Origin of the sequence: uncultured Methanobrevibacter sp., assembly GCF_902764455.1 — an archaeon.
Lineage (GTDB): Archaea > Methanobacteriota > Methanobacteria > Methanobacteriales > Methanobacteriaceae > Methanocatella.
In genome coordinates this window covers 21,820-45,911 of sequence record NZ_CACWVY010000008.1, presented here as the reverse complement: position 1 = coordinate 45,911, position 24,092 = coordinate 21,820, and the positions used below count along the sequence as shown (strand labels likewise).

Sequence of the window (24,092 nt, the reverse complement as noted above, 5' to 3'; positions counted from 1 at the left end):
CCACATGGTAAAATTGACTTCAAATACTGATAATACCAGTTTATTTTTTAATTAAATAGTAATATGTCTTTAATTATTTAAATAGTTATTGTTAATGTTGTTTTATCAAAATTAGAATGTAAAATCAATATTATAATTCCAAATAATTATTGTTTTGACTTTAAAAGTGATTCACTTAATCGGGAGTTTAAATTAACATGTTTAAATATCATTAATTATAGAATGTTAATATGATGTTAGAGTGGACTATTTGTAACAATTGCGGTAAAATCCTTGACAGCTCACAGGTGACATGTCCCTCCTGCGCCAGCGAGGTTGAAAAAATTCAGATGGATTATCTTAATGATTATCTAAACAGTTTCACATTTCTTTTGAATACTGTTGGAGTATTTTCAGACTTTTCACCGGCACTGGAGCAGTTCGACTGCATGAACCTTAAAACCATTGTTCTTGATGATTTATTCAAGTGGTTCAGTTATCTTGGTCTTGGAGACGGCAAAATAACCGATAATGAAGTTGAATTTATAAATTCACTTTTAAATACCAGCTACACTGCTGATGATATACTCTCCCTCAGCGAACTGAAGCTCGATGAGGAAATTCCTCTTTCATTTGTTGCGCTTCATGAAATCGACCAGTTCGGATTGAAATATGACATGAACAATATCAATTCATGCGCACAGCTTTTTGACTGCTATAAATTCCTCGGAAAGTTTTTCATAACTGTCGACAATAATCTCGATGAAGATGTACTGGAGATGTATGTATCATACATAAAAAGGCTTCAAAACTACATGAAGGAAAATGAAATATCAACAGATCTGCCTGAAACCCGGCCTGAAATTTCCAAGCAAAAAGAAGAGGAAGTCGAAGAGTCAAAATCACTTGACGAGCTTATTGAAGATTTAAATAAACTTATAGGTCTTGAAAAGGTTAAAAAGGATGTAAACTCCCTTATAAATCTTGTAAGAATCAGAAAGATTAGAGAGGAACGTGGGATAAAGCAGACCCCGATGAGTCTTCATCTGGTTTTTTCAGGCAATCCCGGAACCGGAAAGACAACTGTTGCAAGGCTTCTTTCAAAAATATATCATGAAATCGGACTTCTCTCAAAAGGCCATCTCGTTGAAACCGACAGGTCAGGTCTTGTTGGCGGATACGTAGGTCAGACCGCAATAAAAACCCAGGATGTTATCCAGTCCGCTCTTGGAGGAATCCTGTTTATAGATGAGGCATATGCACTCAACCAGAGCAGTGAAAACGACTACGGAAAGGAAGCAATAGATACGCTCTTAAAGGCAATGGAGGATAAGCGTGACAATTTGATTGTTATTGTTGCAGGTTATCCTGCCCTTATGGACAGTTTTCTTCACTCAAACCCTGGTCTTGAGTCCAGATTCAACAAGTTCATATACTTCGAGGACTACAACGGCGAGGAGCTCTACAATATTTTCAAGCTTATGGCATCAGACGCAAATCTGACACTAGATGAAGCGGCAGACGAGTATATAAAACAGTACTGCGAGAAGATGTATGAAAACAAATCCGAAAACTTTGCAAATGCAAGGGCTGTGAGAAATCTATTTGAAGAGGTTTTAACAGCACAGGCAAACAGACTTGCCTTAAAAGATGACATTACAGATGAAGAACTGAACACTTTAACTTATGAAGACTTTTTGGTGGATGACAATGACATATAAGATATGCAATAACTGCGGAAAAAGGGTCAACGGAAATGCGAAATTCTGTCCTAACTGCAAATCACAATCATTCAGGCTTTCAGGTGAACTTACAGTACCTGACGACTCCCTAACACACAAACTGTTCTACTGGAACTATAACAATTACTACATGATTTCAAAAACAAAGGTATTTTCAATCTTTGTTTTTGTTGTATTGATACTGACATGCATTACTTCACCATATCCTCTTGGAGTGCTGGGCCTTACTTTAATATTTACTGCACTGGCATTTCTTGTAAGTTATGTCTTACACAAAGTAATCTCACATCCTTCCCAAAATCAGCTTGAAAGCAGTGATTACGGACTTTTAAGTGATATGGGCAATCTCCTTTTTTACTGGCAGGACAAAAAGACAGGTTATTTCAGACTTTCAAAAACAAAAATAATAAGCATTGTTCTATTTGTCGGTTTTACCATTCTTGGAACTGCAGTATCCAAAAATCTCTTTGTAGGTGTAATTGTAGCTGCAGTTTTTACCCTTCCTATATTTATAGCAGGTTTTATAATCCACAAGCTCACCAATAAGGATCCAGGTGTCAAAAAAATCAAAGAACCTAAAAAGCCTAAGCAAGTCAAAAAGCAGGCTGAAATTGAAAAGCCGAAAGAGGCTGAAATACCGGTGTCTCAAAAGGATGGAATCGATGAGGATTTACTGGTTTACAAAAGGGAAATTGAAGAGTTGAATGTCAAATTCGATTCAAAGGAGAAAGCTGCAAGAGAGCTTATTGAAAAGCGTTTTGCACCTCCTCAGCTTACATATACAAGATTCATATCATCTGTTGACAATGCAAGTAAACTCTTTAAAAGTCAGTACGAGTCTGCAATGAACATTATTAAGCTTGCAAGTGATGACACTCCAAGAATCAGACAGGAGCTTGATGCAAAAGTTGATATATTAAAGAAAATCATCTCCAAGATGGATGCTTTGGCCAATGAACTGGTTTTAAGCATAGACGATGCTAAAGAAGATGATGTCGACAGTCTCATTGATGACATGGACATTCTCATAAAATCCGTAGATGACTACAAATAACAGAAAAATATTTTAACATTATAAACAAGATATTAACATGTGATATCATGGATGATGAAACATTGAAAAAATATGCATATGTAAACATATCATCATACCGGGCCAGGGTCGTAAAGACTCTTAAGGATGAGGATAAAACTCCGACTGTAATCGCAAGGGATGCAGGAATCAGAGTAAATCACATTTCCCATGTCCTAAAGCAGCTCAAGGAATGTGAAGTTGCAGAATGCATTAATGAACAAAACAGAAAAAACAGGATTTACCGCCTGACAGATGTCGGAAGAGAAATAGCCGATTATATAGACAAAGAGTAGTGATTAAATGACAGTCCAGAAAGACAGAGAAACTCTTGATGGATGGACAAAACCCCAAAAAACACAAAAACTCACACGTGCAGACATATTCAGCCAAGAAGCTTTAAAATTACACCAAAAAAGAAGAGACAAGGAAGCCCTTACACTAATCAGTCTTGCCATTGAAAAGGACAATTCAAAACCGGACTACTACAACACCAAAGGACTTATTTTACAAAAGCTCTACAAATACAGACAGTCACTGGAAGCATTTGACAAATCACTTGAAATGGAATTCAGCGAGGATGTTCTTTTAAATAAAATCAACATGCTTTATGCCTGGGCAAATTCACTCAACGATAAAAATAAGGCACTTGAAATCATAACAGAAGCAATCGAAAGCACTGCATATATCTCACAGGATTTGGATATGGAAAAGTTCTGGTATCTCAAGGGAAGCATACTGGACTGTCTTGGAGACAAGCTTGAATCCAAAAAATGTTATATGATAGCGGAAAATCTCCAGGATGAGATTGCAGTGCTTGACGAACACACACAATATATCAAAACAACAGAAGACACTCTCATTTGCATTACCGGAACTCAGTTTTACCAGAGCTTTGATTTGATTAGAGAAGGTCTTGAAGTTGATTTAATCCCTGAAGATGACAACGAACATGACAGCGATGCAATAAGAGTCGAGGCAAATGGAATGACGATAGGTTATGTTGCAAACAGTCCTCATACGATGATTGAAGGTGTTAAAAGCGCCAGTGAAATCAGAAAGAGTGCTCCTAAAAAAGCTGTGGTGATGTTTTTATATCTTTATGAATATATAATTGCCAAAATTGTTTAATAAGTGTTGTCATCAATTTTTTGAAGAACTTTCATGCCCATTTCAGTATTTTTGTATATTCGGCCTCTTTTTGCTTCTTCATTTTCACAGAATACGAGATTTTTCTCCTTTAAATCATGAAGTGCATTTGACACCTGTGTTATTCTTAGGCCTGAATTTTGTGCGATTTCGGTAGGTATGAGAAATTCCTTTTCCAATGCCTTTAATGTTTTGTATCGTGTGGGTGAAACTTTCACAAATCCTATCATTGACCATATTTCTTTTTCATTATCTTCATGGGACATAGATAATTCTTTATTTTAACTATAAGACATTTTTATTTATTGAATATTAATTTGCTATTTTTTGTGTATTAACGGTTTAATACTGCTTATCAACAAACTATAACCATTAACTTTTATAATATATGAGAACATATATTATAACAACAAAATGTAAAGAAGGTTTTCCATGGACGTAATGCTTATAAAAAATAAACATTTAACATACACATTGGAACATGCAAAACTCTATTTGGATGATAATGAAGAAATTCCTATGGAACTTTTACTTAATCTCATTGGAGAATTGCGAGTTTCCAATTTGCTGATACCTGCTGTTGAAAAAGAAGATGAATTAGTATTCGAAAATGTAGTTTTCGAAGATGATGATTCAACATACCTTCCTCTCTTTACAAACGTTGAGGAGTTTGAAAAGCATCAGGGTGATGACAGTGAGTTTGAACCTCTGGACAATAACTTTGAACTTTATCTGGAAATTGTAAAAGAAAGCGGTGTTGACGGAATTATCATTGACCTGGAAGGAATGTGCATACCTTTTGATAAGGATTTCCTTGCTGAAATTCCAACCGGCAGTCCTGTATCATTTTCAGATGATGATGAGGATGCATGCTCCAAAGAGGAACTCAAAGAGATTTTCGAAAATCCTGGAAATGAGGAGTTTGTTTCATTTTTGAAAAATGACGCTGACCATGATAATTTGGAACCTCTTATGGTGGAGCTTTCAAATTCACACCTTTTAAATGCAGTCATAAGCGATGAACCTCTTGATGAGTTTGCACAAGACGGCATAATCGAATCATCAGATGTCGACGGATTCAGTCTCTTTGTCATTGATGATGATCCGATTCATATGGCAATGATTTTTACCTCCAAAGAGGAAATGGCCGAAACCCTAAAAGACAGTGAAGCCAACTTTTACGGACAGATTACAGTTCTCACTGACCTGTTTGAATTTGTCCTGAGAAATGACATGGACGGTATTGTCATAAATCCGAATTCCCTTGAATACTATATTTTAAGAGAAGAGATTCTCTCACAGGCAAGGGGAATTGAACTCATAGCAGAAGACGGCAGATTCAGGGACTCCCTTGACTATGCATTTTTAATTTAGGTAATGGTTAATCCATTCCTCAATCTTATTTTTTTGAATATAATTTTTTAAGTGCAAAAAGACATATATTTAATATGATGATAACACACGAACATTTAAGATTGGTTATTGAAGATATCTATTCAAACAATAACGAAATCACCGAAGACTTGCTTACAAGACTGATTAATGAATTCAGGTATTCAAATTTATATATTCCGGCAAAAAGAGAGAACAATACTCTTAACTTCATCATATATGATGATGAATACGGAAAGATAACTCCTCTTTTTACAGACCTGGACGAATTCAGAAAATTCTTCAGGGACGAAGACATTGAAGTTTTAAACAACTCCTTCGAGCTTTACCAGAATATACTGAAAACTTCAAAAATAGAAGGCTATATTCTTAATCCTGCTTCTGAAAAGTATCTGTTTAAAAAGGAATTTATCCTGAGCATCAAAAATATTCCAAAAACTAGCTTCTATTCAAACAACCCATATACTCCGCAAGAACTTAAGGAAATTGTTAAAAACATTGACAATAAGGAGCTTGAAAGTTTTATTGAAGATCCTCTAAACATTGGAGAATATGAGATGCTTTTTGAAAAGCTTTCAAATTCACATATACTTACACTGATGCTTGCTGATTATGACCTCACAGAGTATATGAAAGACGGAATAATCGACCAGAAAGAGACTGGCCCTCTTGCAAGCATGCACACAGACAGGGTAGGGGGAAAGTATGCAACCATATTTTCATCCGCAGATAAAATGGCCAGTGTAAATACATCCAAATTCAAATACTCGCAGCTTGTAAATCTTGCAACACTTGTGAATTTTGTCCTTACAGAAGACATGGACGGAATAATTTTAAACCCCGAAAGCGACAATGTCCTCATATCAAGGCAGATGCTTTTGAGATACTCCCTGGGTTTTGAAAAATTTGCAAATGACCCTGGTCTGTGCGAGTCAATCTATTACTTATTTGACATCAACTTATAATATTAATGAAAACAAAAGGTATAATCATGTCCGAATTGTCTGAACTAATAAAAATCAACAAGAACATTGAAGAGCAGAACCGGGAAATAATCCGACTTTTAAAAAAGATTGCCGGAGAGGAAGACCTGAAGGAAACTGTTTCCAATGAGGTTAAACAAATGATGAAGCCTTATCCGGAAAATCCTTTTGACTTTTCAACCCTTTCATATGATGACGGCTCTGAAGAACTTTTAGAGGAACCTGTTTTAAACTTTGAAACCGACAACCCCCATTTTGCACAGCCTCTTGATGTGGGTGAGGTCTACTTTATGGAAGGTGAAAACCTCTTCAAGATATCCATTAAAAATAATGAAACAATCATCGATAATTTAGATAGTTCAAGTGATCCTGTTGATTATTATTTGGCGGAACTTGTAGCAAATGAATTGTACAATAATAATCAAAGTTTTGATAGCTCTACAGTTATACTTCCAGACTCAGTAATGGGAACTTTGCCGATTGCACTGGAGCGATGCATAGCTGAAGGCGGCGAAAAAGTTTACGGGCCATGGAAGTCAATGATGGAACTTCTAAACGCACCGGGATATCTTCAAACAGAACTCCAGCTTGACTTTTACAAATCAGAAGAACACCTGCTTGAAAGGGTATTCAGGGAGGTATAAAATGTCTAAATACTGTCCAAGCTACGGTGAAAAACTGGTTGATGAGGCAAAATTCTGCAAAAACTGCGGATTTGATTTGTCAGGCAGAAATATTCCTCCCGAAGGAGATAATGCCGTACATACTACCTATACTCCGCAGGTATTCGAAAAAAGCCATACTCTTGCAACAGTTCTCGGAGTGATATTTGCATTTATCAGTCCTCTTATTGGTGCGATTTTCGGAATATATCTCATTACCCGTAAAGACAGCGAAAAAGCAAAGACATACGGAATCGTAATTATCGCATTAGCTGCAGTTGTTTGGATTGTTAGTTTTTTATTAGTGAGGGTGATTTAAGTGGATTATAAATCTCTATCAAAATTTACATATGCTGATATTGACAAGGAAGTTCTGATTAACTCTGTCTTATATAATAATGATGCTAATGAGCTTAAAATGAATATGATGGCTGATTACGAACCTTGTTTTTATAGTAAAGCCATTGAGGATACTTTCATTCCTTCAAAATTCTGTCCGAAATGCCATAAGAAATATCCGAGTGAGGAAAATTTCTGTCTTGACTGCGGAGTTGCACTTAAGGATATTAAGGATGTCGATATAAATCAGATTCAGTTAAATCCGAAATTTCGCATTAAGGGTAATAATCACTATGATGATTTTAATGAAATTTTAACCTTTGAAAACCTCGAAAAAATCAACATAAACAGCTTTGACATTAATGCCATTTCAGAAAAAATCAGACGATCTGCCATTAGAAGGCTTGACCGCACAATAAAGAAAAATGACATACTGCTTGATGATTTGTCAGTTCTTGAAAAGATAATGCTTTTTTGCAAGTCATTTGTTAATGTGGAATACAAATCATACGGACCTGAACTCGGATACTATGAGTTCAATAAAATCTATATTGACGACAGGCAGCTGGACGTACTGCAGATTACAACTCTGATTCATGAGCTTACACATTTTCTAAACAAGGAAATCCTTTCACATACATTATGCCAGATTCTTGACTGCGACAAGACAAGTCAAATCGAGTCAATTGTAACATTCATTCTTTCATATTCACCATTAAACCAGCTGGTGGATGAATATGCTGCCCACACAGTTGAGGGAAGATTTACATTATACGGATTTCAGGACTACTCATCATTTTTAAACATTCAAAATTCAATAGATATTGCAGATGAGGAAATAGAAATGCTAAAGACAATCGGAAATACCTTTGCAATTGCCATAAAGCATATTCTTGAATCATTCATTAATGCCGATTTACTTAAAGACATTAAAAATCAGTTCAAATCAGACATTATGGACCAGCCGGATTATAAAAATCTTGCACTTGAAAACTGTACATTATTAAATAAGGAAGGTTTAACAAGAGCCGTCAGATTCATTCTCTATGACGGATTTGCAGTTGCAATGGATAATATCGATACATTAGAACAATATAATATTAATTTGGAGTAATTAGATGAATATTAAAGAAAGAATTTTAGAGCTTAATCGCCAGTGCAAAAACGAAGATACCAAAATAGATGACCTGCTTATAACATTAATGACACGTTTTCAGCTCTTTGAGCCATGCAAATACATTTCAGAAGATGAGGAATGGATAAGCATATGTCTCATTTCACTTGAAAATGAAAACATGTCCCAGCCAATGTCAATTAAAAAATGTGAAATAACAATGTTCGGCATATTCAATCCGGAAGAAATCGAAATGAACCAGATTAAAACAGAACCTGAGGATTTTTACCAATGAAAGAATTGCTCTTCTTTGCTGATTTTGACGTTGATGAAACCACACGTCAAATCACAGATATAATGTCTGAGTGGTCTATCCAGCTTCTCGACATCAACGGCCCCACCTGGGTAATATACGACTATGATATGGAAATCAGGTATATTTTACGTTTTCAGGTTGATTTTAACGATTTGGAATCCAGAATAAAGCTGGAAGATTTAAAACTCAATGTAATACATCATATAGAAAGCTTAAAAGATGAAACCGCATACAGGGACAATCTGATTAATTCTGTATTTTTAGAAGAAGAATAAAAATAAAAAAAAGAAGAATTAAAATTAATTAATTCTTGTATTATAGTATCTTACACCATCACTGTCATAAGTGTACCATCTGTTAACTTCATCATCGTATTTTTCACCGATGACAGGAACATAGGAGTCACTTTGAGGATTGTATACTTTATAAGTTGTGTTATTGGTATTGTTAGTATTGTTGAGTCTTGTGGAATTGTCTCCGACAACAGTAGTGTTGTTTGCTTTATCTACATTAATAACTTTTGTAGTATTGTTATGGTTTGTAGCATTGTTAATGTTAAGTGAATTGCTGTCACTCATATAGATGAAAGCTGCAAGACCTGCAAGAGCTATTACCAAAATAGCAATAACAATTAAAATCACATTTTTGGTTTCCATATATTCACCTATATAAATCTATGTTTTATCTAGTATTTAATCATTAATTTAATCGGATACGTCATAGTCATCAATCATCATGTAGTCAAATTCAGGATGTTTGGATTTGATTTCATCTAAAACCTTCTCTTTGACTGCATTTCTGTCGGCATCAAAATCAACTATGATATCAAATGAAACAATCTTTTCTTCCTCATATACGATAAATCCGTGAATTTCAATGATTTCATCGTACTTTTCTACAATCTCATCAAGGTCGTTTCGTATGTCCTTGTATTTGTCGTTTCGCGCATATACTCCAACAGCAACAAGGGGAATTGAAAACTCGTCATATATCTTTCGCTGAAGCTGTGTTGTAAGCTTCTGGATGTCAACGGCAGTTAATGTATCGTCGACCTCTACATGAACGGATGCCTGAAGATGTTCCGGTCCGTAGTTGTGAATAAACAAGTCATATGCGCCATAGACTCCCGGAACTTCACAGATTGAATTTTTAATCTGCTGTGATACTTCACGTTCTGCCCTTGCACCTATAATGGTGTCGACAGTTTCTCTAAGCATGTCATAACCTGCCTTGAGAATAACTATTGAAATTATCACTCCCAGAATGCCCTCAAGGGAAATGTGGAAAAATAGTGAGATTATAGCTGCAATCAGAGTGGAAAGAGACAGTATTGAATCAAAATACGCATCACTTCCGGATGCAACAAGAGGCTGGGAGTTAATTGACTCTCCGACACCTTTTACATATCTTCCCAAAATGAATTTCACAGCTACTGCAACGGCAATGATAAATAGAGAAACGGGAGTATAATTTGTAACGTCAGGATTGAAAATCTTAGGCCAGGATTCCATAAGCGCAGTAAAACCTGCCCACAGGACAATAGCTACAATTATCACTGATGAGAAATATTCAATTCTTCCGTAACCGTAGGGATGTTCCTTGTCAGGTGCCTTTCCTGATATTTTAGCACCGATAATTGTAATTATTGAAGACAGTGCATCAGTTAAATTGTTTACGGCATCCAGGGTAATTGCAATGGAATTTGTAAGTATACCAACTGCAGCCTTGAACGCAACAAGAATGAGATTTACCACAATGCCGATTATACTTGTTCTAACAATTGTTTCTTGTCTTGTCATGTTGACTATATTTGTTAAATTTTCAATATAAATTATTTGAAATTTAGTCATGAAAAAATTTAAATATGTTCAATATATACTATATTTTAAAAACGTGGAGGAAAAACCATGACAGTATACGATTTTGAAGTAAAAGACGGTGAAGGAAACCCTGTTTCCTTAAGCCAATATGAAGGTAAAGTACTGTTGATCGTAAATTCAGCAACCAAATGTGGTTTCACACCACAATACACAGAACTGAACGAAATCTACGCAGAATTCAATGAACAAGGATTTGAAATCTTGGATTTCCCTTGCAACCAGTTCGGAAAACAGGCTCCAGGTACAACAGAAGAAATAACAGAAGTATGCAGATCAAAATGGCTTGTTCCATACACAATCTTTGAAAAAGTAGACGTTAACGGTGAAAATGCATCCCCGTTATTTGAATACTTAAAAAACGAACAGCCTTTTACAGGTCTTACAGGTAAAGGTGCAGGTAAACTCAAACTTGTCGTAAAAATGACCGACAGACACTACAAGGACAACAATGACATCAAATGGAATTTCACTAAATTCCTTGTTGACCGTCAGGGAAATGTCGTAAGAAGGTTTGAACCTACTGAAGATTTGGCTGACGTTAAGGAAGCAGTAAAAGAGCTGTTATAAAATAAATTATAGATGAAAATAATATTTTTCATCATTTACTTTTTTTTTTGACTAGAAAAATCCAAGCATCACTGCAGATATTACTGTCATATCAGTAATCAGATGGGCAAGATATGATACAAACAGGTTTTTGGTTTTAAGATATGCATACAGATGAAATATTGAGCCTGCTGCCTGAATCAAAAGTACTGAAAGGATGCTTATTCCAGGTTCAAGATGAATAAGGCCGAAAAAGATTAGTGTAATTGCAGAAGAGGCTATAACTGACAGTGTGCGGTTTGAGCTATATTTATAAAATACCCTTAAAAAGAACATCAGCGGTATGAATTTCATCAGTTCTTCACCCAGCATGAAAAATATCAGGGATATGAGAGTAATGATATTCGGATTAATGTTTGAAACATCGGGAATTTTGTTTGCATATAAAATAGTTGTAAATATGCTGGAATAGATAATATATGCAAGACCCATCGCAACTGCAAGAATAATCTCATTTTTTGTCGGCTTTTGGAAAAAAAGTGAATAGTTCCAGTTTGAAAAATACAGAAGGGGAACAAGAAGCACAAGAGCAAATATTATGCTGCAGATTATTTCATTACCAAAAAAACCCTGAAATCTGTTGATTAAATATGCTGTGGGAACACAGATTAAAAGTACAAGCCAGCCTAATTTAGACATCTTCGGTATTTCGTTGTAGAAAGGAAAATCCCTGTCGTTATCTAAATTTAACATGAATAATCACCTCTATGCTGCTCCGCTGATTTTTTTCAAAAAGCTTACCCTGCTCATAAGGTATACAACCGCAAGTGAAATGAGTGTAACTCCTATGTAAATTATCGGGAAGTATTTCACTTCTGTTAAATGCAGTTTAAGCATTGCCTTAAAGATTATGCTGTTTACAAAATACATTCCGTAGCTGCAGGCACTTATCCAAAATATCAGATTGCCGAGAAATCCGTTTATGAGTCTGTTGTGAGTTTCGCCTTTTTTGTTTTCAAAGTAGTTTGTAAGTCCCTTGAACATGAGAAATATTCCAAGACCTGCCATTGCCACAAATATGCTTTCATATCCGCAGTTAATGTGGAATTTAGCGAATCTGAGATAGAAATTCAGAACGGTAAATCCGGCAAACAGAAGGAATCCTATTATGCACTGGCTTAAATCGGACATTTTAAAGTCGGTGTTTACAAGATAGTATCCGAGCATAAAGTATCCAATATCTCCTGCAAAGTAGGAAAGCTCAAGACTTCCCAAAGGAAAGTGGCCTGCTGTGTTTAGAATAATTGTTATAAACCAGATTATGATGAAGAATTTGACTCCTTTCATTTTGTATTCCTTAACAAATCCGTTGAGGACAGGTGTAATCAGGTATAATCCAATCATTTCATATACAAACCAGGTAAATCTTTCATTTGCAGTTATTATGCGTATTGCTTCTTCCATGTCAAAGAAATAATATCCTACAAGTGCAGCAATTGCAATCCAGAATATTGCAGGATAGATAAGTCTTGTAAATCTTTTTTTGAAAAATTCGCCGAGATCATAATTTCTGTTCAAAAGCAGTGCACCGCTCAGCATGAAAAATATTGGGACACCTACAACTCCTACAACATTTAAAAAATCCATTGCGGCAATTTTAAGGTGGTCCTCGAGAAACGGTGTAAAAATCCTTGTTGTATGACAGAGGATTACACACAGTATTGCTATTGCCCGAAGTTCATCCAGATAAAAAATACGTTTGCCCAAATATTTGCCCGACATAATACACTGCTCCGTTATATTTATTATTAAATTTGAAAAATTTGATATTTAAAGTTATTTTTAATTAAAACTTATTAACTATTAGTTACAAAATATAATTATTTATAAAAAGGTGCAATGATAATGTATAATAAAATTTTATTACCTACCGATGGTTCAGGTTGTGCTGAACAAGAAGTTGATAGAGTCACAAATTTGATTGCAGATGACGGTGAAGTAATCATTATATCCGTAGCAGGTAAAATTACTTCAAGTGCTTTTCAAAGCAAAGACAAAGTTAGAAAATTAAACGCCAGAATGAAAAAAGAAGCCGAAGAAGCTGTTAAAAAAATGGAAGCTAAATTCGATTCCTCAATAAAGGTTACAACAATGGTTAGAACAGGTTTTCCAGCAGAAACCATTAATCAGGTTGTAGAAGAGGAAGGTGTCGATTTGATTGTAATATCCGCTTCAGGAAAAAGTGGAATTCACAGATTCGTAATAGGAAGCGTAGCTGAAAAGGTTCTTAAGACAGCTGATATTGATGTTTTACTGATTCACAACAATTAGGTGATTTATATGGATACAAAAAAGCTTGCAATATATGTTATAGTAATTGTTATTATTGCAGCTGTAGGATCATTTTTATATATTTCTGCAAACAGCCATAACACCAAAATCGAAGTTGAAAACAACGGTACTCTGAAAAATGGCGATGTCGTCAATATACTTCTGACTGACGAGTACAGAAATAAATATCCTAATGAAATGATTGATGTTAAAATATTGGATGATTCAGGCTGGGCGCACAAATATCAGGTAAAAACTGATGAAAAAAGTGAAGCTCACGTTGAACTTCAAACCTTTGAAAACGGCAACTATACCATTCACTGCCAGTACAATGGTACAATGTTCAATCATCCGTATAAAAGCACAGACAATTTGGTTATTAATGATGGTTTAAATTAATCATCAAAAATAACACTATTTTTTTTTGAGGTCTTATTGTGGTTAAGGTATCTGTGGTTATTCCGGTTTATAATGTTGAGGACTTTCTGGGGGAATGTCTTGACAGCATAACAAATCAGACATTGACTGACATAGAGATAATATGCGTCAATGACGGTTCAAAAGACAAATCACTGGATATTTTAAAAGACTATGCCGCAAAAGACGAAAGAATTACAGTAATTGACCAGGAAAATGGAGGTCATGCTGTTGCAACCAACCGTGGAATGCAGATGGCAAGCGGCGAATATCTTTTTTTAATGGATTCAGACGATATCCTTGATTTGACAGCACTTGAGAAAACCTACAGCCTTGCAGAAAAAAAGCAGGTTGACTTTGTCATATTCCAGGCAATAAACTATTACATGGACAAGGACGAATACCTTGAAGAGGAAAACTACAGCATGAACGCACTTGCAGATTATGTTGGAGATTCAGTTTTTAATTATAAAGACATCAGAGACCATATATTTGACATTACAGTCACTCCATGGTCAAAACTATACAGCCGCAGATTCATCGAAGACAACAATATCACATTTCCGGAAGGACTGGTTTTTGATGATAATGTATTTTTCTGGGATGTTCTCTTTGCTGCAGACAGGATTACCTTCCTGCGCCAGCATCTCTTTAAAAGAAGATGGTATCCGACCTCTTCAACACGTGCCGGAGATGAGAGATTTTTAAACTATATCGATATCTGCAACCTGATATGGGATGTGTTTTTCAGATACGGCGAGTTTGACTATTATAAAAAGGAGCTTTTTGACAAAAAGATAGGAACAATATACTACTGGTATAAAAACATCCAGGATGAATTTAAAGAGCTTTTCTTTAATGCCATGAAGGATGACTACAAAAAGATTGACGATGATAAGAATTTCCGGAAATATTTCACTGAAAATCTCACAGAAAGACAAAGGACAATATTTACAAGCGTTCTTAAATCCCAGACTCATGAGGAATTCGATTTGTACATGAAAAACTATGAACTTGAAGTTGAAAACAAACATCTTAAAGAATTATTGGACAAACCCCTTTTAAAACTGATTGGATCAAAGCTGAGGTGATGATTATGGTTAAAGTATCTGTTATAATGCCTGTTTATAATGCCGGTGACTATTTGCATGAAGCCTGCCAGTCTGTTTTAGGCCAAAGCTACTCTGATATTGAACTGGTCTGTGTGGATGACGGCTCAACAGACAATTCACTCGATATTTTAAACGAAATTGCTGCAAAGGATTCACGGGTTAAGGTCTTTCATCAGGAAAACTGCGGAGGGGGAGCCGCACGTAACTTTGCATTAAACCACATTACCGGTAAATATCTTTATTTCATGGATGCAGACGATAATGTCAAGAGTGAAATGTTCAGCGAACTTGTAGCAAAAATGGAAGCCGACAGTCTTGATTTTATCATATTTTCAGCCATGAACTATGCGGAAGATACAGGAGAACTTTTCAAAACTCCTTACTACAGCATGTCCAAGATTAAGGCCTTCGGTGAAGGCAAGATTTTCGGCTTTGATGATCTGGGAGATTTGATATTTGACATAAGCGTCACACCATGGTGCAAGTTTTATAATGCAGATTTCGTTAGAAAAAGCGGTGCAAAGTTTCTGGAAAATTCAATATTTCATGACAACCAGTTTTTCTGGGAAGTGCTTTTCAATGCAAAAAGAATGACCTTTGTTGACGGTTATTACTATACAAGACGCAGACACTCCGCCTCATCAACAGGAGCCGGTGACGAGAGATATGTAAACATAATAAACGTTGTAAACAACATCATAAAACTATTTATCAAATACTCACAGCTTGAAAAATATAAGCATATCCTCTACAACAAAAAGGTTTTCTGGATATATACAAGATATGTTGAGATTCATGAGGAATTTAAAAAGCTTTTCTATGATGCAATGAAAGAGGATTTCTCAAATATCTCAGATAAATCATTTGTTGAATGTTTGGATGACAAAAACAGATTCATCTTTGAAAGTGTCATATCATCAAAGACAATGTGCGAGTTTGATTTGCTCATCAGAAATTATGAATTGACCAGGGAGAATCTGGAGTTGAAAAAACGAAAAAACTTACCTAATTTTGTTAAATATAGGCTAAAAAGAATTTTAAAATAACAATTTTTCTTTAAGGTTTATATAGTTAGTAAAATATATTATATACTAATAGAGGTTTTTTTAATGGTTAAAGTATCAGTTGTAATTCCTGTTTATAATGTGGAGGATTTTCTTGGTGAATGTCTGGACAGCATCTGCAATCAGACACTTGAAGATATTGAAATTATTTGTGTAAATGACGGATCCAAAGACAAATCCCTTGAAATATTAAATGAATATGCTTCACGTGACAAGAGAATGACCGTTATTGACCAGGAAAACGGAGGTCATGCGGTAGCGACAAACAGGGGAATGAAACTTGCAACTGGAAAATACATATTTTTCATGGATTCCGATGATATCCTGGAACTTACCGCCCTTGAAGATACTTACAAGGTTGCAGAAGAAAGGGATGTTGACTTTGTAATATTCCAGGCCATAAACTATTATATGGATACAGGCAAGCTTGTTGAAGCGGAAAACTACAGTATGAACGAACTTGCAGATGATGTTGGCGATTCCGTATTCAACTGGAAAGACATTAAAAAGCATGTATTCAACATTACAGTTACACCATGGTCCAAGCTCTACAACAGAGAATTCGTAATGAAAAACTCTATCATATATCCAGAAGGACTGGTTTTTGACGATAACGTGTTTTTCTTCGAGACACTTTTTGCTGCAGACAGGATTACATTTCTAAGAAAGCATCTCTTCAAAAGAAGATGGTATTCCTCATCATCCACCACGTCAGGTGCAAAGCATTTTGCAAACTACATTAAAATCTGCGATTTAATCTGGCAGACATTCTTTAAGTATGGGGTATTTGATGAGTTTAAAGATGAGCTTTTAATCAAGAAGTTCAAGACCAACTTCCACTGGTACATGAATATAAGACCATTCTACAAGCAGATGTTTCTCGATGATTTAAGGGAGGACTACCAGAGAATTGCAAGCGACGATGAATTCAGAAAATACATTGAAAAGGACATGACCTCTCTTCAGAAATTGCTCTTTGACGGCGTTTTGAAATATGAAAACCGCCATGACTTTGATGTTTTATTCAAGAAGTTCAGACTGCTTGAAAAGCAGGAAAAACTCAAGGAGAAATATGAAAACGCAAAGCAGTTGAATGAAGAATTGTTGAACTCCTCAAGCTGGAAGGCTACAGAAAACCTCCGCTCTTTTATGCATAAGTTAAGGTAGAGTGATATAATGGTTAAAGTATCAGTCATTGCACCAAAAGAGGATATATCCTCAAATGCAGACATTGAAATTGTCAAAACTCTTGAAAGCTCAAATGCAGATTATGTTTATTTTAAAAATGTCAATGATGATTTATATCCTGATTTGCTCATTGAAGCATACGAAAAGGCAGAAGAAAATCGCCTTGACTATGTCGTTTTAAACAGTCAGGGACTTGACACAGAAGAAATCGGCATATATGAACTGGAAGGATTTGAAGGTGACATTTTCGAAACAGACTTCAAGATTACATCCAAACTTATTAAAAAAAGCCTGATAAAGGACACTTTTGATAAGGACATGTATCTTTTTAACTTTGACGTGATTTTATCTGCTGTGAGATTTTCATTTTTGGATTCGGATGTTGTTTTTGAAGAAGAGTCTCTGGGCAATATCGATGAGGCGATAAGTAAAATCAACCGTATTTTTCCTAAATTAACAGACTATAGGATGTATGGTGCTTTAAAGGAAGGATTTTTCAATTATAAGCTTAAAAAACTATTTTATTGCTACGATGCCGTTCCTGAAGACGAGCAGGAGGAAACATACTGGAAACTGAAAGATGATTTTATCCAGATTATATATCATCCTCTTTATCTTGACTTTACAGTAGGCATTTCACGTTTAAATAAGATGTTTTTTGACGATATTGCATATACTGAGGACTTCAATGAGTTTAAAAAATATATACCTTACTATTATATTAAATTAGATGTAATCGATTTAAAGGATGAAATTGTCGAAATTGAAATGGAAAACAGAAGGATCAGACAGGAGACAAATAGATTGAACAAAATGAACAGGGACATTTTGAATTCAAAAAGCTGGTCACTGACAAAACCTTTAAGAGATATAAAAAGAACAATGTGATAAAATGCCTAAAGTTTCAGTAATAATGCCTGTTTATAACGGTGAAGATTATCTAAAAGAATCGGTGGACTGTGTTTTGAATCAGACCCTAAGCGATTTGGAGCTTATATGTGTTGATGACGGCTCCGTTGACAGTTCACTTGAAATGTTGAATGAGTTTGCAAAAGAGGATAATCGTATTCAGGTTTATCATCAGGAAAACAAGGGTGGAGGAGCCGCCCGTAACCTTGCAATAACAAAGGCAACAGGAGAATACATGTACTGTATGGATGCCGATGATTCAATTGAACTGACAGCACTGCAGGAACTCTATGATATAGCAACTGAAAAGAACCTTGACTTTATCCTTTTCCCGGCAATCAACTATGCGGAAGATACAGGCGAATACTATCATATAGAGCCATATGACATGACAGAGCTCCATGATTTTGTGGGAGATAAGGTATTCGGCTTTGACGATTTGGGAGATTACATATTCAAGGTCAATCCTACACCATGGTGCAAGTTCTACAACCTTGATTTCGTTAAAAAAAGCGAGGCTAAATTTGCAGAAGGACTTATTTTCCATGACAATCCGTTCTCATGGGAAGTTTTATTCAACGCTAAAAGGATTTACTTTTACAACAAGTTTTTATATACAAGAAGAAGACATTCCGCATCATCAACAGGTGCCGGAGACCAGAGATACACAAGCACACTTGCAATCAACAATATTATCATTTCCCTTTTCATGAAATACGGCTACTGGGACAAGTACAAAAAGAAACTCTACAACCGTAAGATACAGCTGGCCTTCATGAGATACGGAATGGTTCATGACGAATATAAGGAATACTTCTACACTGAAATGAAAAAGGATTTCCAGAAGATGATAGGTCATGAAAGGTATGACGAGTTCATGAAAAACACCTACACTCCAAACAAAAAGAGATTCAATATAGTAATAGAATCAAAGGATTTTGAGGATTTCAAAGTAAAGCATGAAGCTCTAGAACTGGAAATCGAAAACAATAAACTCAAAAAAGAGTTAAAGCAGGTAGAAGCAAAAAACAATACAATTGTCAATTCCACAAGCTGGAAAATCACAAAGCCTCTGAGGGCTTTTAAGAAAATTTTTAAATAAGTGATAATTATGGTTAAGGTTTCTATTATAATGCCCGTATACAACGGAAGCAAATTCATCAAAACATCAATTGAGAGCGTTTTAAACCAGACAATGAAAGACATTGAGCTCATTTGCGTTGATGACGGTTCCGAAGACAATTCCCTTGAACTTCTAAGGAAGTTTGAAGCAGATCATGACTGTATACGTGTTTTCACACAGGCCAATCAGGGTTCAGGAAAGGCCAGAAACTACGGTATGGATGAGGCAAAAGGAGAATACATTGGTTTTATTGATGCCGATGACATATTTGTAGATGCCGATTCACTTGAACTTCTCTATAAAAAGGCCATTGAAAACGATGCGGATATCGTAAGCGGAAACCTTAAGAAAATGACACAGGACAGAAGGCTTGTTGACAATCCGAACTGCGCAGAAGACAACTATTACTGCTTTTCAAAGGACTGCGTAATATCACCTGAAGAATATGGTGTTCCATGGGCATTCTATAAAAACCTCTTTAAAAAGTCATTCATGGATGATAATGACGTCAGATTCAAGGATTTGATAAGGGGTCAGGATCCGGTATTTATGGCAGATGCCTTATCAAAGGTCGACAGAGTCTATGGAGTCAAAACAGACTTTTATGCATATATGTTTCCGGTACCCGGAAAGCCATATCTCAAGGTCAACAATTCACTTAAAAAAAGGCATTACGCAAAGCACTATAAGGATACCTTTGATATATATGAAGAAGCCGGAATGTATAAGGCTTCAGAGAAATACAAGCCTAAATTCATGAAATATCTCAATTATTCAATAAAAGAAAACGATTTGGAGATATTTGATATAGTTATTGATTTATTTGGATATACCAATCATTACTTTGACAATTTCCAAGAGGAATATGATGTTTTCAAGATACATCATCTTCTAAGAAAGATTGACATTGAGGATTCAGAGGAATTCTACCGTCAGGCCCGTGAGGAAATCCTTAAAATAGACACATCAACAAACTCAAGGCTTACTGCCAATCACATGAGAAAACTTCTCATTGTTCTTGATTCACAAAATTATGAAGATTACAAATTTACATCAACTGTTAGAAGAAACAATTCACTTGCAAGAAGCAACGAAAGACTAGCTAAAAAAATAGAAAAAGCGGAAAAATTGAATAAGGAATTGGAATCTTCAAGCAGCTGGAAAATTACCAGACCTCTGAGAAAGGTTATGGATAAACTCAGATAGTGGAGGATTAAAGATGAATATTACTGTTATTGGAACTGGATATGTCGGACTGGTTACAGGAGCCTGTTTTTCAAAAATGGGAAACCTTGTATACTGTGTCGACATTGTTGAAGAAAAGATTGAAGGTTTAAAAAAGAATATCTTGCCGATATTCGAACCTCATTTGGAAACTTTGGTTAAAAATAGTCAGGAACATGGTGATTTGATATTCACCACAGACATCAAAGAGGCTCTTGACAATACTGACATCATATTTATTGCTGTCGGTACTCCTATGGCTGAAGACGGAAGCGCAAACCTTGATTATATTTTCTCAGCAGCATCAGATATTGCAAACAACATCACAAAAGATTCAATAGTTGTTATTAAATCAACCGTTCCTGTAGGAACCGGATTTGCAGTTAAGGAACATATTGAAAAAATATTAGAGGAAAGAAATTCCGATGTTAAATTCAAGATGGCTTCAAACCCTGAATTTTTAAAGGAAGGCCATGCAATTGAAGACTGCCTGCACCCTGACCGTGTCGTAATCGGCGCTGAGGAAGAGGAAGTATTTGAAACCATGAAGGATTTGTATGCTACATTCGTCCACAACCACGACAGGTTTGTACTGATGGATATCAAATCAGCAGAAATGACAAAATATGTTGCAAATGCAATGCTTGCAACCAAAATATCATTCATGAACGAAATAGCTAACATCTGTGAAGTTACAGGTGCTGATGTGCAGAACGTACGTTTAGGTATCGGTTCTGACAGAAGAATAGGATATGATTTTATCTATGCAGGATGCGGATACGGGGGAAGCTGTTTTCCTAAAGACGTTCAGGCATTAATCAACACTTCCAAAACCCATGGATACGAGCCTAAGATATTATCAAATGTTGAAATTGTAAACAAAAATCAGAAAATGGTTTTAGTCAACAAAGTGGTCAATAAGTTCGGTGAAGACTTGTCAGGCCTTACATTTGGAATCTGGGGACTTGCTTTCAAACCGGGTACAGATGATGTTCGTGAAGCTACATCACTTGTGGTTGCATCAGAACTTGTCAAAAGAGGTGCCAGAATCAAGGCATTTGACGGTCAGGCAATTGAAGAGTTTAAAAAAGCAATCGATGATGAATATCTTGAAGGCATCAAATTTGTTGACAGCAGATATGCGGCAGCTGAAAATGTTGATGCATTAATATTGATTACCGAATGGAAGGAATTCAGAAACCCTGACTTCGACTGGCTTGCAGATAAGATGAAACAGAAAGTAATCTTTGACGGAAGAAATATTTACGATAAAAAAATACAAAATAAAGGATTTGAATTATATCAAATAGGATGTTAATATGGCTTTGATATCAGTAATTATTCCGGCGTACAATGTTGAAAAATACTTAAGGGAATGTTTAAACAGTGTATGCGCTCAGACATTCACAGACATTGAAATAATATGTGTAAATGACGGATCTACAGATTCCACACTGGATATCCTGAAGGAATATGAATCCTCAGATGACAGAATAAAAGTCCTCTCACAGGAAAACCAGGGAGTCTCCGGTGCACGTAATGCGGCAATGGATCATATTACTGGTAAATACACCTATTTCATGGATTCAGATGATGTGTTAAATGAAAATGCATTGGAGCAAATGTATAATATTGCAGAGGATAAATCCCTTGACATGCTTTTATTCAAGATTATCAATTTCGATGATAATACAAAAGAAAAGCAGCCGACAAACTACTATGACATGGAATATTTAAAGGAGGCTGTCGGCGAAGATATATTCTCATATAAGGATTTACCTCAGGATATGCTTTTTAAAATAGCTGTTACACCTGCAAGTAAATTCTACAGAAGCGATTTATTGACCGGCATAAGATTCCCCATGGATTTGATATTTGAAGACAATGTATTTTTCATAGAAACCTTCATTAAATCCGAAAGAAACTATTTTTATGATGAATACTTAAGCAACAAAAGGATAAGGGAAGGTTCCATTACTCACACCCCTAACGAATCATTCATGGACTTTATCGGCATTTCAGAAATACTAATTGATATAACCAAAACCCTGGGACTTTATAGAGAATACAGGAAAGGCCTTTACAATAAGGTAATATCTAATCTGTATTTAAGATACAGTCAGGTTGAACCTGACATAAAGCAGGTATTCTTTGAGAAAATCAAAGAGTATTTCATCTCCAAAAAAGAGGAATATGACAATGATGAGGTATTCCAGGAAAGTGACAGAAGAATCAGAGAAATCTTTTACAGTGCTATAGAATCCCAGAATCCAAGGGAGTTTGAACTGTCAATCAGATGTATTGATTTGGAAGATATGCTTGAAGACACTGAATTGAAACTCAAGGAAAACATTGAAATCAAAAATCGTTACAATCAGGAAAGGCTCAAACTCTTCCACAGGTCATATGAATTATCCGCAAAACTTAATGAACTTGCAAATGAAAAAATAGACCGTAAAGATAACGTATGATTAGAAATTCAATAAACATCACAAATTCACCCGTTCCCGTACTGCTTTTTTCAAAATCAGGAGGGCTTTCTTTAAAGGGAATGTTTTCAAGAAAAAAGCCCAAAATATCTGTTGTCATTCCTGTCTATAATGTCGAAAACTACCTGAGGCAATGTCTTGACAGCGTCATAAATCAGACTTTGGATGATATTGAAATAATATGCGTCAATGACGGCTCTACAGATTCATCACCGGATATACTTGAGGAGTACAGCAGAAAGGATTCAAGGATACGCATCATTTCACAGGAAAACATGGGACTGTCTGGAGCCCGTAATACAGGTATGAAATATATAAAAGGGGAATATGTCTATTTTCTTGACTCTGATGACTATATTGAGCTTGACGCCCTGAATCAGATGTATAATATATCCAAAAATAACAGTCTTGACATGCTTATGTTTAAAACATGCAGCTTTGATGATGTAAGCGGGAAAAACTACACAACCCCATATTTTGAGATGGAATTTCTTGAAGAAATGGTGAAAGACAATGTGTTTTCATATAGGGATTTGGGCGAAAAGATGTATGATCTGGCCGTAGCCGTTCACGGTGTGGTGTTTAAATCAGATCTTGTATCGGATATCAGATTCCCGCAGGGTCTTATATTTGAAGACAATCCTTTTTTTACAGAAGCATTATTCAGGGCAAAAAAGGTCATGTTTTACAGGCATTATCTTCACCACTACAGAACAAGGTCTGATTCGCTGAGCAATGCAGGTTCGAGAAATTTCTCGGATATAATAGAGATTAGAAACAGGATCATAGAGCTTGCCAAAAAATATGACAATTTCGAGGAATATGCGGCAGTTCTATACAAAAAGAAATTATACAATATACGCTCCCGCTTTTTGAATACTTCAGATGAGTATAAGGAGGACTTTTTTGCTAAAATCCAGGCGGATTTCAAAAAGCATGAAAAGGAATATAAAACCTCAGAAGCTTTCAAACAGCTTAAAAGATACTATAAGTCAATATTCAATGCAGGACTCACATCTAAGGATTATAAGGAATTTGAATCAAAAATAGATAGGAAATGA

At 35.6% G+C, this 24,092-nt stretch carries 28 protein-coding genes; 23 read left to right on the top strand and 5 right to left on the bottom strand.

Going from position 1 to position 24,092, the window contains the following annotated elements; genetic code table 11:
* Positions 1 to 230 precede the first annotated feature (230 nt).
* The 4 genes from QZU75_RS03150 to QZU75_RS03135 are packed head-to-tail and all read left to right on the top strand — an operon-like array spanning position 231 to position 3,924.
* A complete protein-coding gene (locus QZU75_RS03150; RefSeq protein ID WP_296881500.1) occupies positions 231 to 1,700 on the top strand; it encodes an AAA family ATPase in 1,470 nt (489 codons plus the stop codon).
* A complete protein-coding gene (locus QZU75_RS03145) occupies positions 1,690 to 2,775 on the top strand; it encodes a hypothetical protein (protein WP_296881499.1) in 1,086 nt (361 codons plus the stop codon). Before QZU75_RS03150 ends, QZU75_RS03145 begins: the two co-directional genes overlap by 11 nt.
* Before the next feature lie 47 nt (positions 2,776 to 2,822).
* A complete protein-coding gene (locus QZU75_RS03140; RefSeq protein ID WP_296881498.1) occupies positions 2,823 to 3,089 on the top strand; it encodes a winged helix-turn-helix domain-containing protein in 267 nt (88 codons plus the stop codon).
* 7 nt (positions 3,090 to 3,096) lie between these two features.
* Positions 3,097 to 3,924, top strand: coding sequence for an HIRAN domain-containing protein (locus tag QZU75_RS03135; protein ID WP_296881497.1), 828 nt, complete (start codon positions 3,097 to 3,099; stop codon positions 3,922 to 3,924).
* Here the strand turns inward: QZU75_RS03135 and QZU75_RS03130 are convergent.
* Positions 3,921 to 4,208, bottom strand: coding sequence for a MarR family transcriptional regulator (locus QZU75_RS03130; protein ID WP_296881496.1), 288 nt, complete (start codon positions 4,206 to 4,208; stop codon positions 3,921 to 3,923). The two genes, QZU75_RS03135 and QZU75_RS03130, sit on opposite strands and share 4 nt — an antisense overlap.
* Before the next feature lie 166 nt (positions 4,209 to 4,374).
* On the opposite strand from QZU75_RS03130, the gene QZU75_RS03125 reads away from it, so the two are divergent.
* The 7 genes from QZU75_RS03125 (at position 4,375) to QZU75_RS03095 (ending at position 9,023) form a co-directional block, all read left to right on the top strand.
* Complete coding sequence (locus QZU75_RS03125; RefSeq protein WP_296881495.1) at positions 4,375 to 5,316, top strand: SseB family protein; 942 nt, start codon at positions 4,375 to 4,377, stop codon at positions 5,314 to 5,316.
* Positions 5,317 to 5,390: 74 nt separating this feature from the next.
* On the top strand, positions 5,391 to 6,299 hold the full coding sequence (locus QZU75_RS03120; RefSeq protein ID WP_296881494.1) for an SseB family protein: 909 nt from the start codon (positions 5,391 to 5,393) through the stop codon (positions 6,297 to 6,299).
* Between the two features lie 5 nt (positions 6,300 to 6,304).
* Positions 6,305 to 6,961: a hypothetical protein gene (locus QZU75_RS03115; RefSeq protein ID WP_296881493.1), complete on the top strand. Its 657-nt coding sequence runs from the start codon at positions 6,305 to 6,307 to the stop codon at positions 6,959 to 6,961.
* 1 nt (position 6,962) lies between these two features.
* A complete protein-coding gene (locus tag QZU75_RS03110; RefSeq protein ID WP_296881492.1) occupies positions 6,963 to 7,298 on the top strand; it encodes a hypothetical protein in 336 nt (111 codons plus the stop codon).
* The gene (locus tag QZU75_RS03105; RefSeq protein WP_296881491.1) at positions 7,299 to 8,432 is read left to right on the top strand and encodes a zinc ribbon domain-containing protein; all 1,134 of its coding nucleotides are present in this window, start codon (positions 7,299 to 7,301) and stop codon (positions 8,430 to 8,432) included.
* A gap of 4 nt (positions 8,433 to 8,436) precedes the next feature.
* Complete coding sequence (locus QZU75_RS03100; RefSeq protein ID WP_296881490.1) at positions 8,437 to 8,727, top strand: hypothetical protein; 291 nt, start codon at positions 8,437 to 8,439, stop codon at positions 8,725 to 8,727.
* Positions 8,724 to 9,023 (top strand): hypothetical protein, encoded by a 300-nt coding sequence (locus QZU75_RS03095; RefSeq protein ID WP_296881489.1) that lies wholly within the window; start codon positions 8,724 to 8,726, stop codon positions 9,021 to 9,023. Before QZU75_RS03100 ends, QZU75_RS03095 begins: the two co-directional genes overlap by 4 nt.
* Positions 9,024 to 9,047: 24 nt before the next feature.
* On the opposite strand, the gene QZU75_RS03090 is transcribed toward QZU75_RS03095, so the two are convergent.
* Both QZU75_RS03090 and QZU75_RS03085 read right to left on the bottom strand, forming a co-directional pair.
* Positions 9,048 to 9,404: a hypothetical protein gene (locus tag QZU75_RS03090; protein ID WP_296881488.1), complete on the bottom strand. Its 357-nt coding sequence runs from the start codon at positions 9,402 to 9,404 to the stop codon at positions 9,048 to 9,050.
* Positions 9,405 to 9,452: 48 nt separating this feature from the next.
* Positions 9,453 to 10,547, bottom strand: a complete 1,095-nt coding sequence (locus QZU75_RS03085) for a cation diffusion facilitator family transporter (protein ID WP_296881487.1) — start codon at positions 10,545 to 10,547, stop codon at positions 9,453 to 9,455.
* A gap of 108 nt (positions 10,548 to 10,655) precedes the next feature.
* Between QZU75_RS03085 and QZU75_RS03080 the strand changes: the two genes are divergently transcribed.
* Entirely contained in the window at positions 10,656 to 11,195 is a 540-nt protein-coding gene (locus tag QZU75_RS03080; RefSeq protein WP_296881486.1) for a glutathione peroxidase, read from the top strand.
* A gap of 51 nt (positions 11,196 to 11,246) precedes the next feature.
* On the opposite strand, the gene QZU75_RS03075 is transcribed toward QZU75_RS03080, so the two are convergent.
* Positions 11,247 to 11,927, bottom strand: coding sequence for a type II CAAX prenyl endopeptidase Rce1 family protein (locus QZU75_RS03075; RefSeq protein ID WP_296881485.1), 681 nt, complete (start codon positions 11,925 to 11,927; stop codon positions 11,247 to 11,249).
* A gap of 12 nt (positions 11,928 to 11,939) precedes the next feature.
* On the bottom strand, positions 11,940 to 12,956 hold the full coding sequence (locus QZU75_RS03070) for an acyltransferase (RefSeq protein WP_296881484.1): 1,017 nt from the start codon (positions 12,954 to 12,956) through the stop codon (positions 11,940 to 11,942).
* A 123-nt stretch (positions 12,957 to 13,079) separates the two neighbouring features.
* Here QZU75_RS03070 and QZU75_RS03065 point away from each other — a divergent pair, with 123 nt between their 5' ends.
* The 11 genes from QZU75_RS03065 (at position 13,080) to QZU75_RS03015 (ending at position 24,092) form a co-directional block, all read left to right on the top strand.
* A complete protein-coding gene (locus QZU75_RS03065; protein WP_296881483.1) occupies positions 13,080 to 13,505 on the top strand; it encodes a universal stress protein in 426 nt (141 codons plus the stop codon).
* A gap of 9 nt (positions 13,506 to 13,514) precedes the next feature.
* Complete coding sequence (locus QZU75_RS03060) at positions 13,515 to 13,904, top strand: hypothetical protein (protein WP_296881482.1); 390 nt, start codon at positions 13,515 to 13,517, stop codon at positions 13,902 to 13,904.
* Between the two features lie 38 nt (positions 13,905 to 13,942).
* Positions 13,943 to 15,013 (top strand): glycosyltransferase, encoded by a 1,071-nt coding sequence (locus QZU75_RS03055; protein WP_296881481.1) that lies wholly within the window; start codon positions 13,943 to 13,945, stop codon positions 15,011 to 15,013.
* A gap of 5 nt (positions 15,014 to 15,018) precedes the next feature.
* Positions 15,019 to 16,080, top strand: coding sequence for a glycosyltransferase family 2 protein (locus QZU75_RS03050; protein ID WP_296881480.1), 1,062 nt, complete (start codon positions 15,019 to 15,021; stop codon positions 16,078 to 16,080).
* Between the two features lie 63 nt (positions 16,081 to 16,143).
* Positions 16,144 to 17,265 (top strand): glycosyltransferase family 2 protein, encoded by a 1,122-nt coding sequence (locus QZU75_RS03045; RefSeq protein ID WP_296881479.1) that lies wholly within the window; start codon positions 16,144 to 16,146, stop codon positions 17,263 to 17,265.
* A gap of 9 nt (positions 17,266 to 17,274) precedes the next feature.
* The gene (locus tag QZU75_RS03040) at positions 17,275 to 18,174 is read left to right on the top strand and encodes a hypothetical protein (protein ID WP_296881478.1); all 900 of its coding nucleotides are present in this window, start codon (positions 17,275 to 17,277) and stop codon (positions 18,172 to 18,174) included.
* A 4-nt stretch (positions 18,175 to 18,178) separates the two neighbouring features.
* Positions 18,179 to 19,297: a glycosyltransferase gene (locus QZU75_RS03035; protein ID WP_296881477.1), complete on the top strand. Its 1,119-nt coding sequence runs from the start codon at positions 18,179 to 18,181 to the stop codon at positions 19,295 to 19,297.
* Positions 19,298 to 19,306: 9 nt separating this feature from the next.
* The gene (locus QZU75_RS03030) at positions 19,307 to 20,524 is read left to right on the top strand and encodes a glycosyltransferase family 2 protein (RefSeq protein ID WP_296881476.1); all 1,218 of its coding nucleotides are present in this window, start codon (positions 19,307 to 19,309) and stop codon (positions 20,522 to 20,524) included.
* 13 nt (positions 20,525 to 20,537) lie between these two features.
* A complete protein-coding gene (locus tag QZU75_RS03025; protein ID WP_296881475.1) occupies positions 20,538 to 21,860 on the top strand; it encodes a UDP-glucose/GDP-mannose dehydrogenase family protein in 1,323 nt (440 codons plus the stop codon).
* Position 21,861: 1 nt separating this feature from the next.
* Positions 21,862 to 23,013 carry a glycosyltransferase family 2 protein gene (locus tag QZU75_RS03020; RefSeq protein WP_296881474.1) on the top strand — a complete coding sequence of 384 codons (1,152 nt, stop codon included), beginning with the start codon at positions 21,862 to 21,864 and terminating at the stop codon, positions 23,011 to 23,013.
* Positions 23,010 to 24,092, top strand: a complete 1,083-nt coding sequence (locus tag QZU75_RS03015) for a glycosyltransferase (RefSeq protein ID WP_296881473.1) — start codon at positions 23,010 to 23,012, stop codon at positions 24,090 to 24,092. The genes QZU75_RS03020 and QZU75_RS03015 overlap by 4 nt, the downstream gene beginning before the upstream one ends.

What these genes read in the sequence shown, in the direction of transcription:
- QZU75_RS03115 (WP_296881493.1), top strand. Translation starts at nt 6,305, where the DNA reads ATGAAAACAAAAGGTATAATCATGTCCGAATTGTCTGAACTAATAAAA.
- QZU75_RS03030 (WP_296881476.1), top strand. Translation starts at nt 19,307, where the DNA reads ATGGTTAAGGTTTCTATTATAATGCCCGTATACAACGGAAGCAAATTC.
- QZU75_RS03060 (WP_296881482.1), top strand. Translation starts at nt 13,515, where the DNA reads ATGGATACAAAAAAGCTTGCAATATATGTTATAGTAATTGTTATTATT.
- QZU75_RS03140 (WP_296881498.1), top strand. Translation starts at nt 2,823, where the DNA reads ATGGATGATGAAACATTGAAAAAATATGCATATGTAAACATATCATCA.
- QZU75_RS03145 (WP_296881499.1), top strand. Translation starts at nt 1,690, where the DNA reads ATGACATATAAGATATGCAATAACTGCGGAAAAAGGGTCAACGGAAAT.
- QZU75_RS03050 (WP_296881480.1), top strand. Translation starts at nt 15,019, where the DNA reads ATGGTTAAAGTATCTGTTATAATGCCTGTTTATAATGCCGGTGACTAT.
- QZU75_RS03045 (WP_296881479.1), top strand. Translation starts at nt 16,144, where the DNA reads ATGGTTAAAGTATCAGTTGTAATTCCTGTTTATAATGTGGAGGATTTT.
- QZU75_RS03025 (WP_296881475.1), top strand. Translation starts at nt 20,538, where the DNA reads ATGAATATTACTGTTATTGGAACTGGATATGTCGGACTGGTTACAGGA.
- QZU75_RS03100 (WP_296881490.1), top strand. Translation starts at nt 8,437, where the DNA reads ATGAATATTAAAGAAAGAATTTTAGAGCTTAATCGCCAGTGCAAAAAC.
- QZU75_RS03095 (WP_296881489.1), top strand. Translation starts at nt 8,724, where the DNA reads ATGAAAGAATTGCTCTTCTTTGCTGATTTTGACGTTGATGAAACCACA.
- QZU75_RS03075 (WP_296881485.1), bottom strand. Translation starts at nt 11,927, where the DNA reads ATGTTAAATTTAGATAACGACAGGGATTTTCCTTTCTACAACGAAATA.
- QZU75_RS03130 (WP_296881496.1), bottom strand. Translation starts at nt 4,208, where the DNA reads ATGTCCCATGAAGATAATGAAAAAGAAATATGGTCAATGATAGGATTT.
- QZU75_RS03110 (WP_296881492.1), top strand. Translation starts at nt 6,963, where the DNA reads ATGTCTAAATACTGTCCAAGCTACGGTGAAAAACTGGTTGATGAGGCA.
- QZU75_RS03150 (WP_296881500.1), top strand. Translation starts at nt 231, where the DNA reads ATGATGTTAGAGTGGACTATTTGTAACAATTGCGGTAAAATCCTTGAC.
- QZU75_RS03035 (WP_296881477.1), top strand. Translation starts at nt 18,179, where the DNA reads ATGCCTAAAGTTTCAGTAATAATGCCTGTTTATAACGGTGAAGATTAT.
- QZU75_RS03135 (WP_296881497.1), top strand. Translation starts at nt 3,097, where the DNA reads ATGACAGTCCAGAAAGACAGAGAAACTCTTGATGGATGGACAAAACCC.
- QZU75_RS03125 (WP_296881495.1), top strand. Translation starts at nt 4,375, where the DNA reads ATGGACGTAATGCTTATAAAAAATAAACATTTAACATACACATTGGAA.
- QZU75_RS03070 (WP_296881484.1), bottom strand. Translation starts at nt 12,956, where the DNA reads ATGTCGGGCAAATATTTGGGCAAACGTATTTTTTATCTGGATGAACTT.
- QZU75_RS03090 (WP_296881488.1), bottom strand. Translation starts at nt 9,404, where the DNA reads ATGGAAACCAAAAATGTGATTTTAATTGTTATTGCTATTTTGGTAATA.
- QZU75_RS03065 (WP_296881483.1), top strand. Translation starts at nt 13,080, where the DNA reads ATGTATAATAAAATTTTATTACCTACCGATGGTTCAGGTTGTGCTGAA.
- QZU75_RS03040 (WP_296881478.1), top strand. Translation starts at nt 17,275, where the DNA reads ATGGTTAAAGTATCAGTCATTGCACCAAAAGAGGATATATCCTCAAAT.
- QZU75_RS03080 (WP_296881486.1), top strand. Translation starts at nt 10,656, where the DNA reads ATGACAGTATACGATTTTGAAGTAAAAGACGGTGAAGGAAACCCTGTT.
- QZU75_RS03120 (WP_296881494.1), top strand. Translation starts at nt 5,391, where the DNA reads ATGATGATAACACACGAACATTTAAGATTGGTTATTGAAGATATCTAT.
- QZU75_RS03015 (WP_296881473.1), top strand. Translation starts at nt 23,010, where the DNA reads ATGATTAGAAATTCAATAAACATCACAAATTCACCCGTTCCCGTACTG.
- QZU75_RS03020 (WP_296881474.1), top strand. Translation starts at nt 21,862, where the DNA reads ATGGCTTTGATATCAGTAATTATTCCGGCGTACAATGTTGAAAAATAC.
- QZU75_RS03085 (WP_296881487.1), bottom strand. Translation starts at nt 10,547, where the DNA reads ATGACAAGACAAGAAACAATTGTTAGAACAAGTATAATCGGCATTGTG.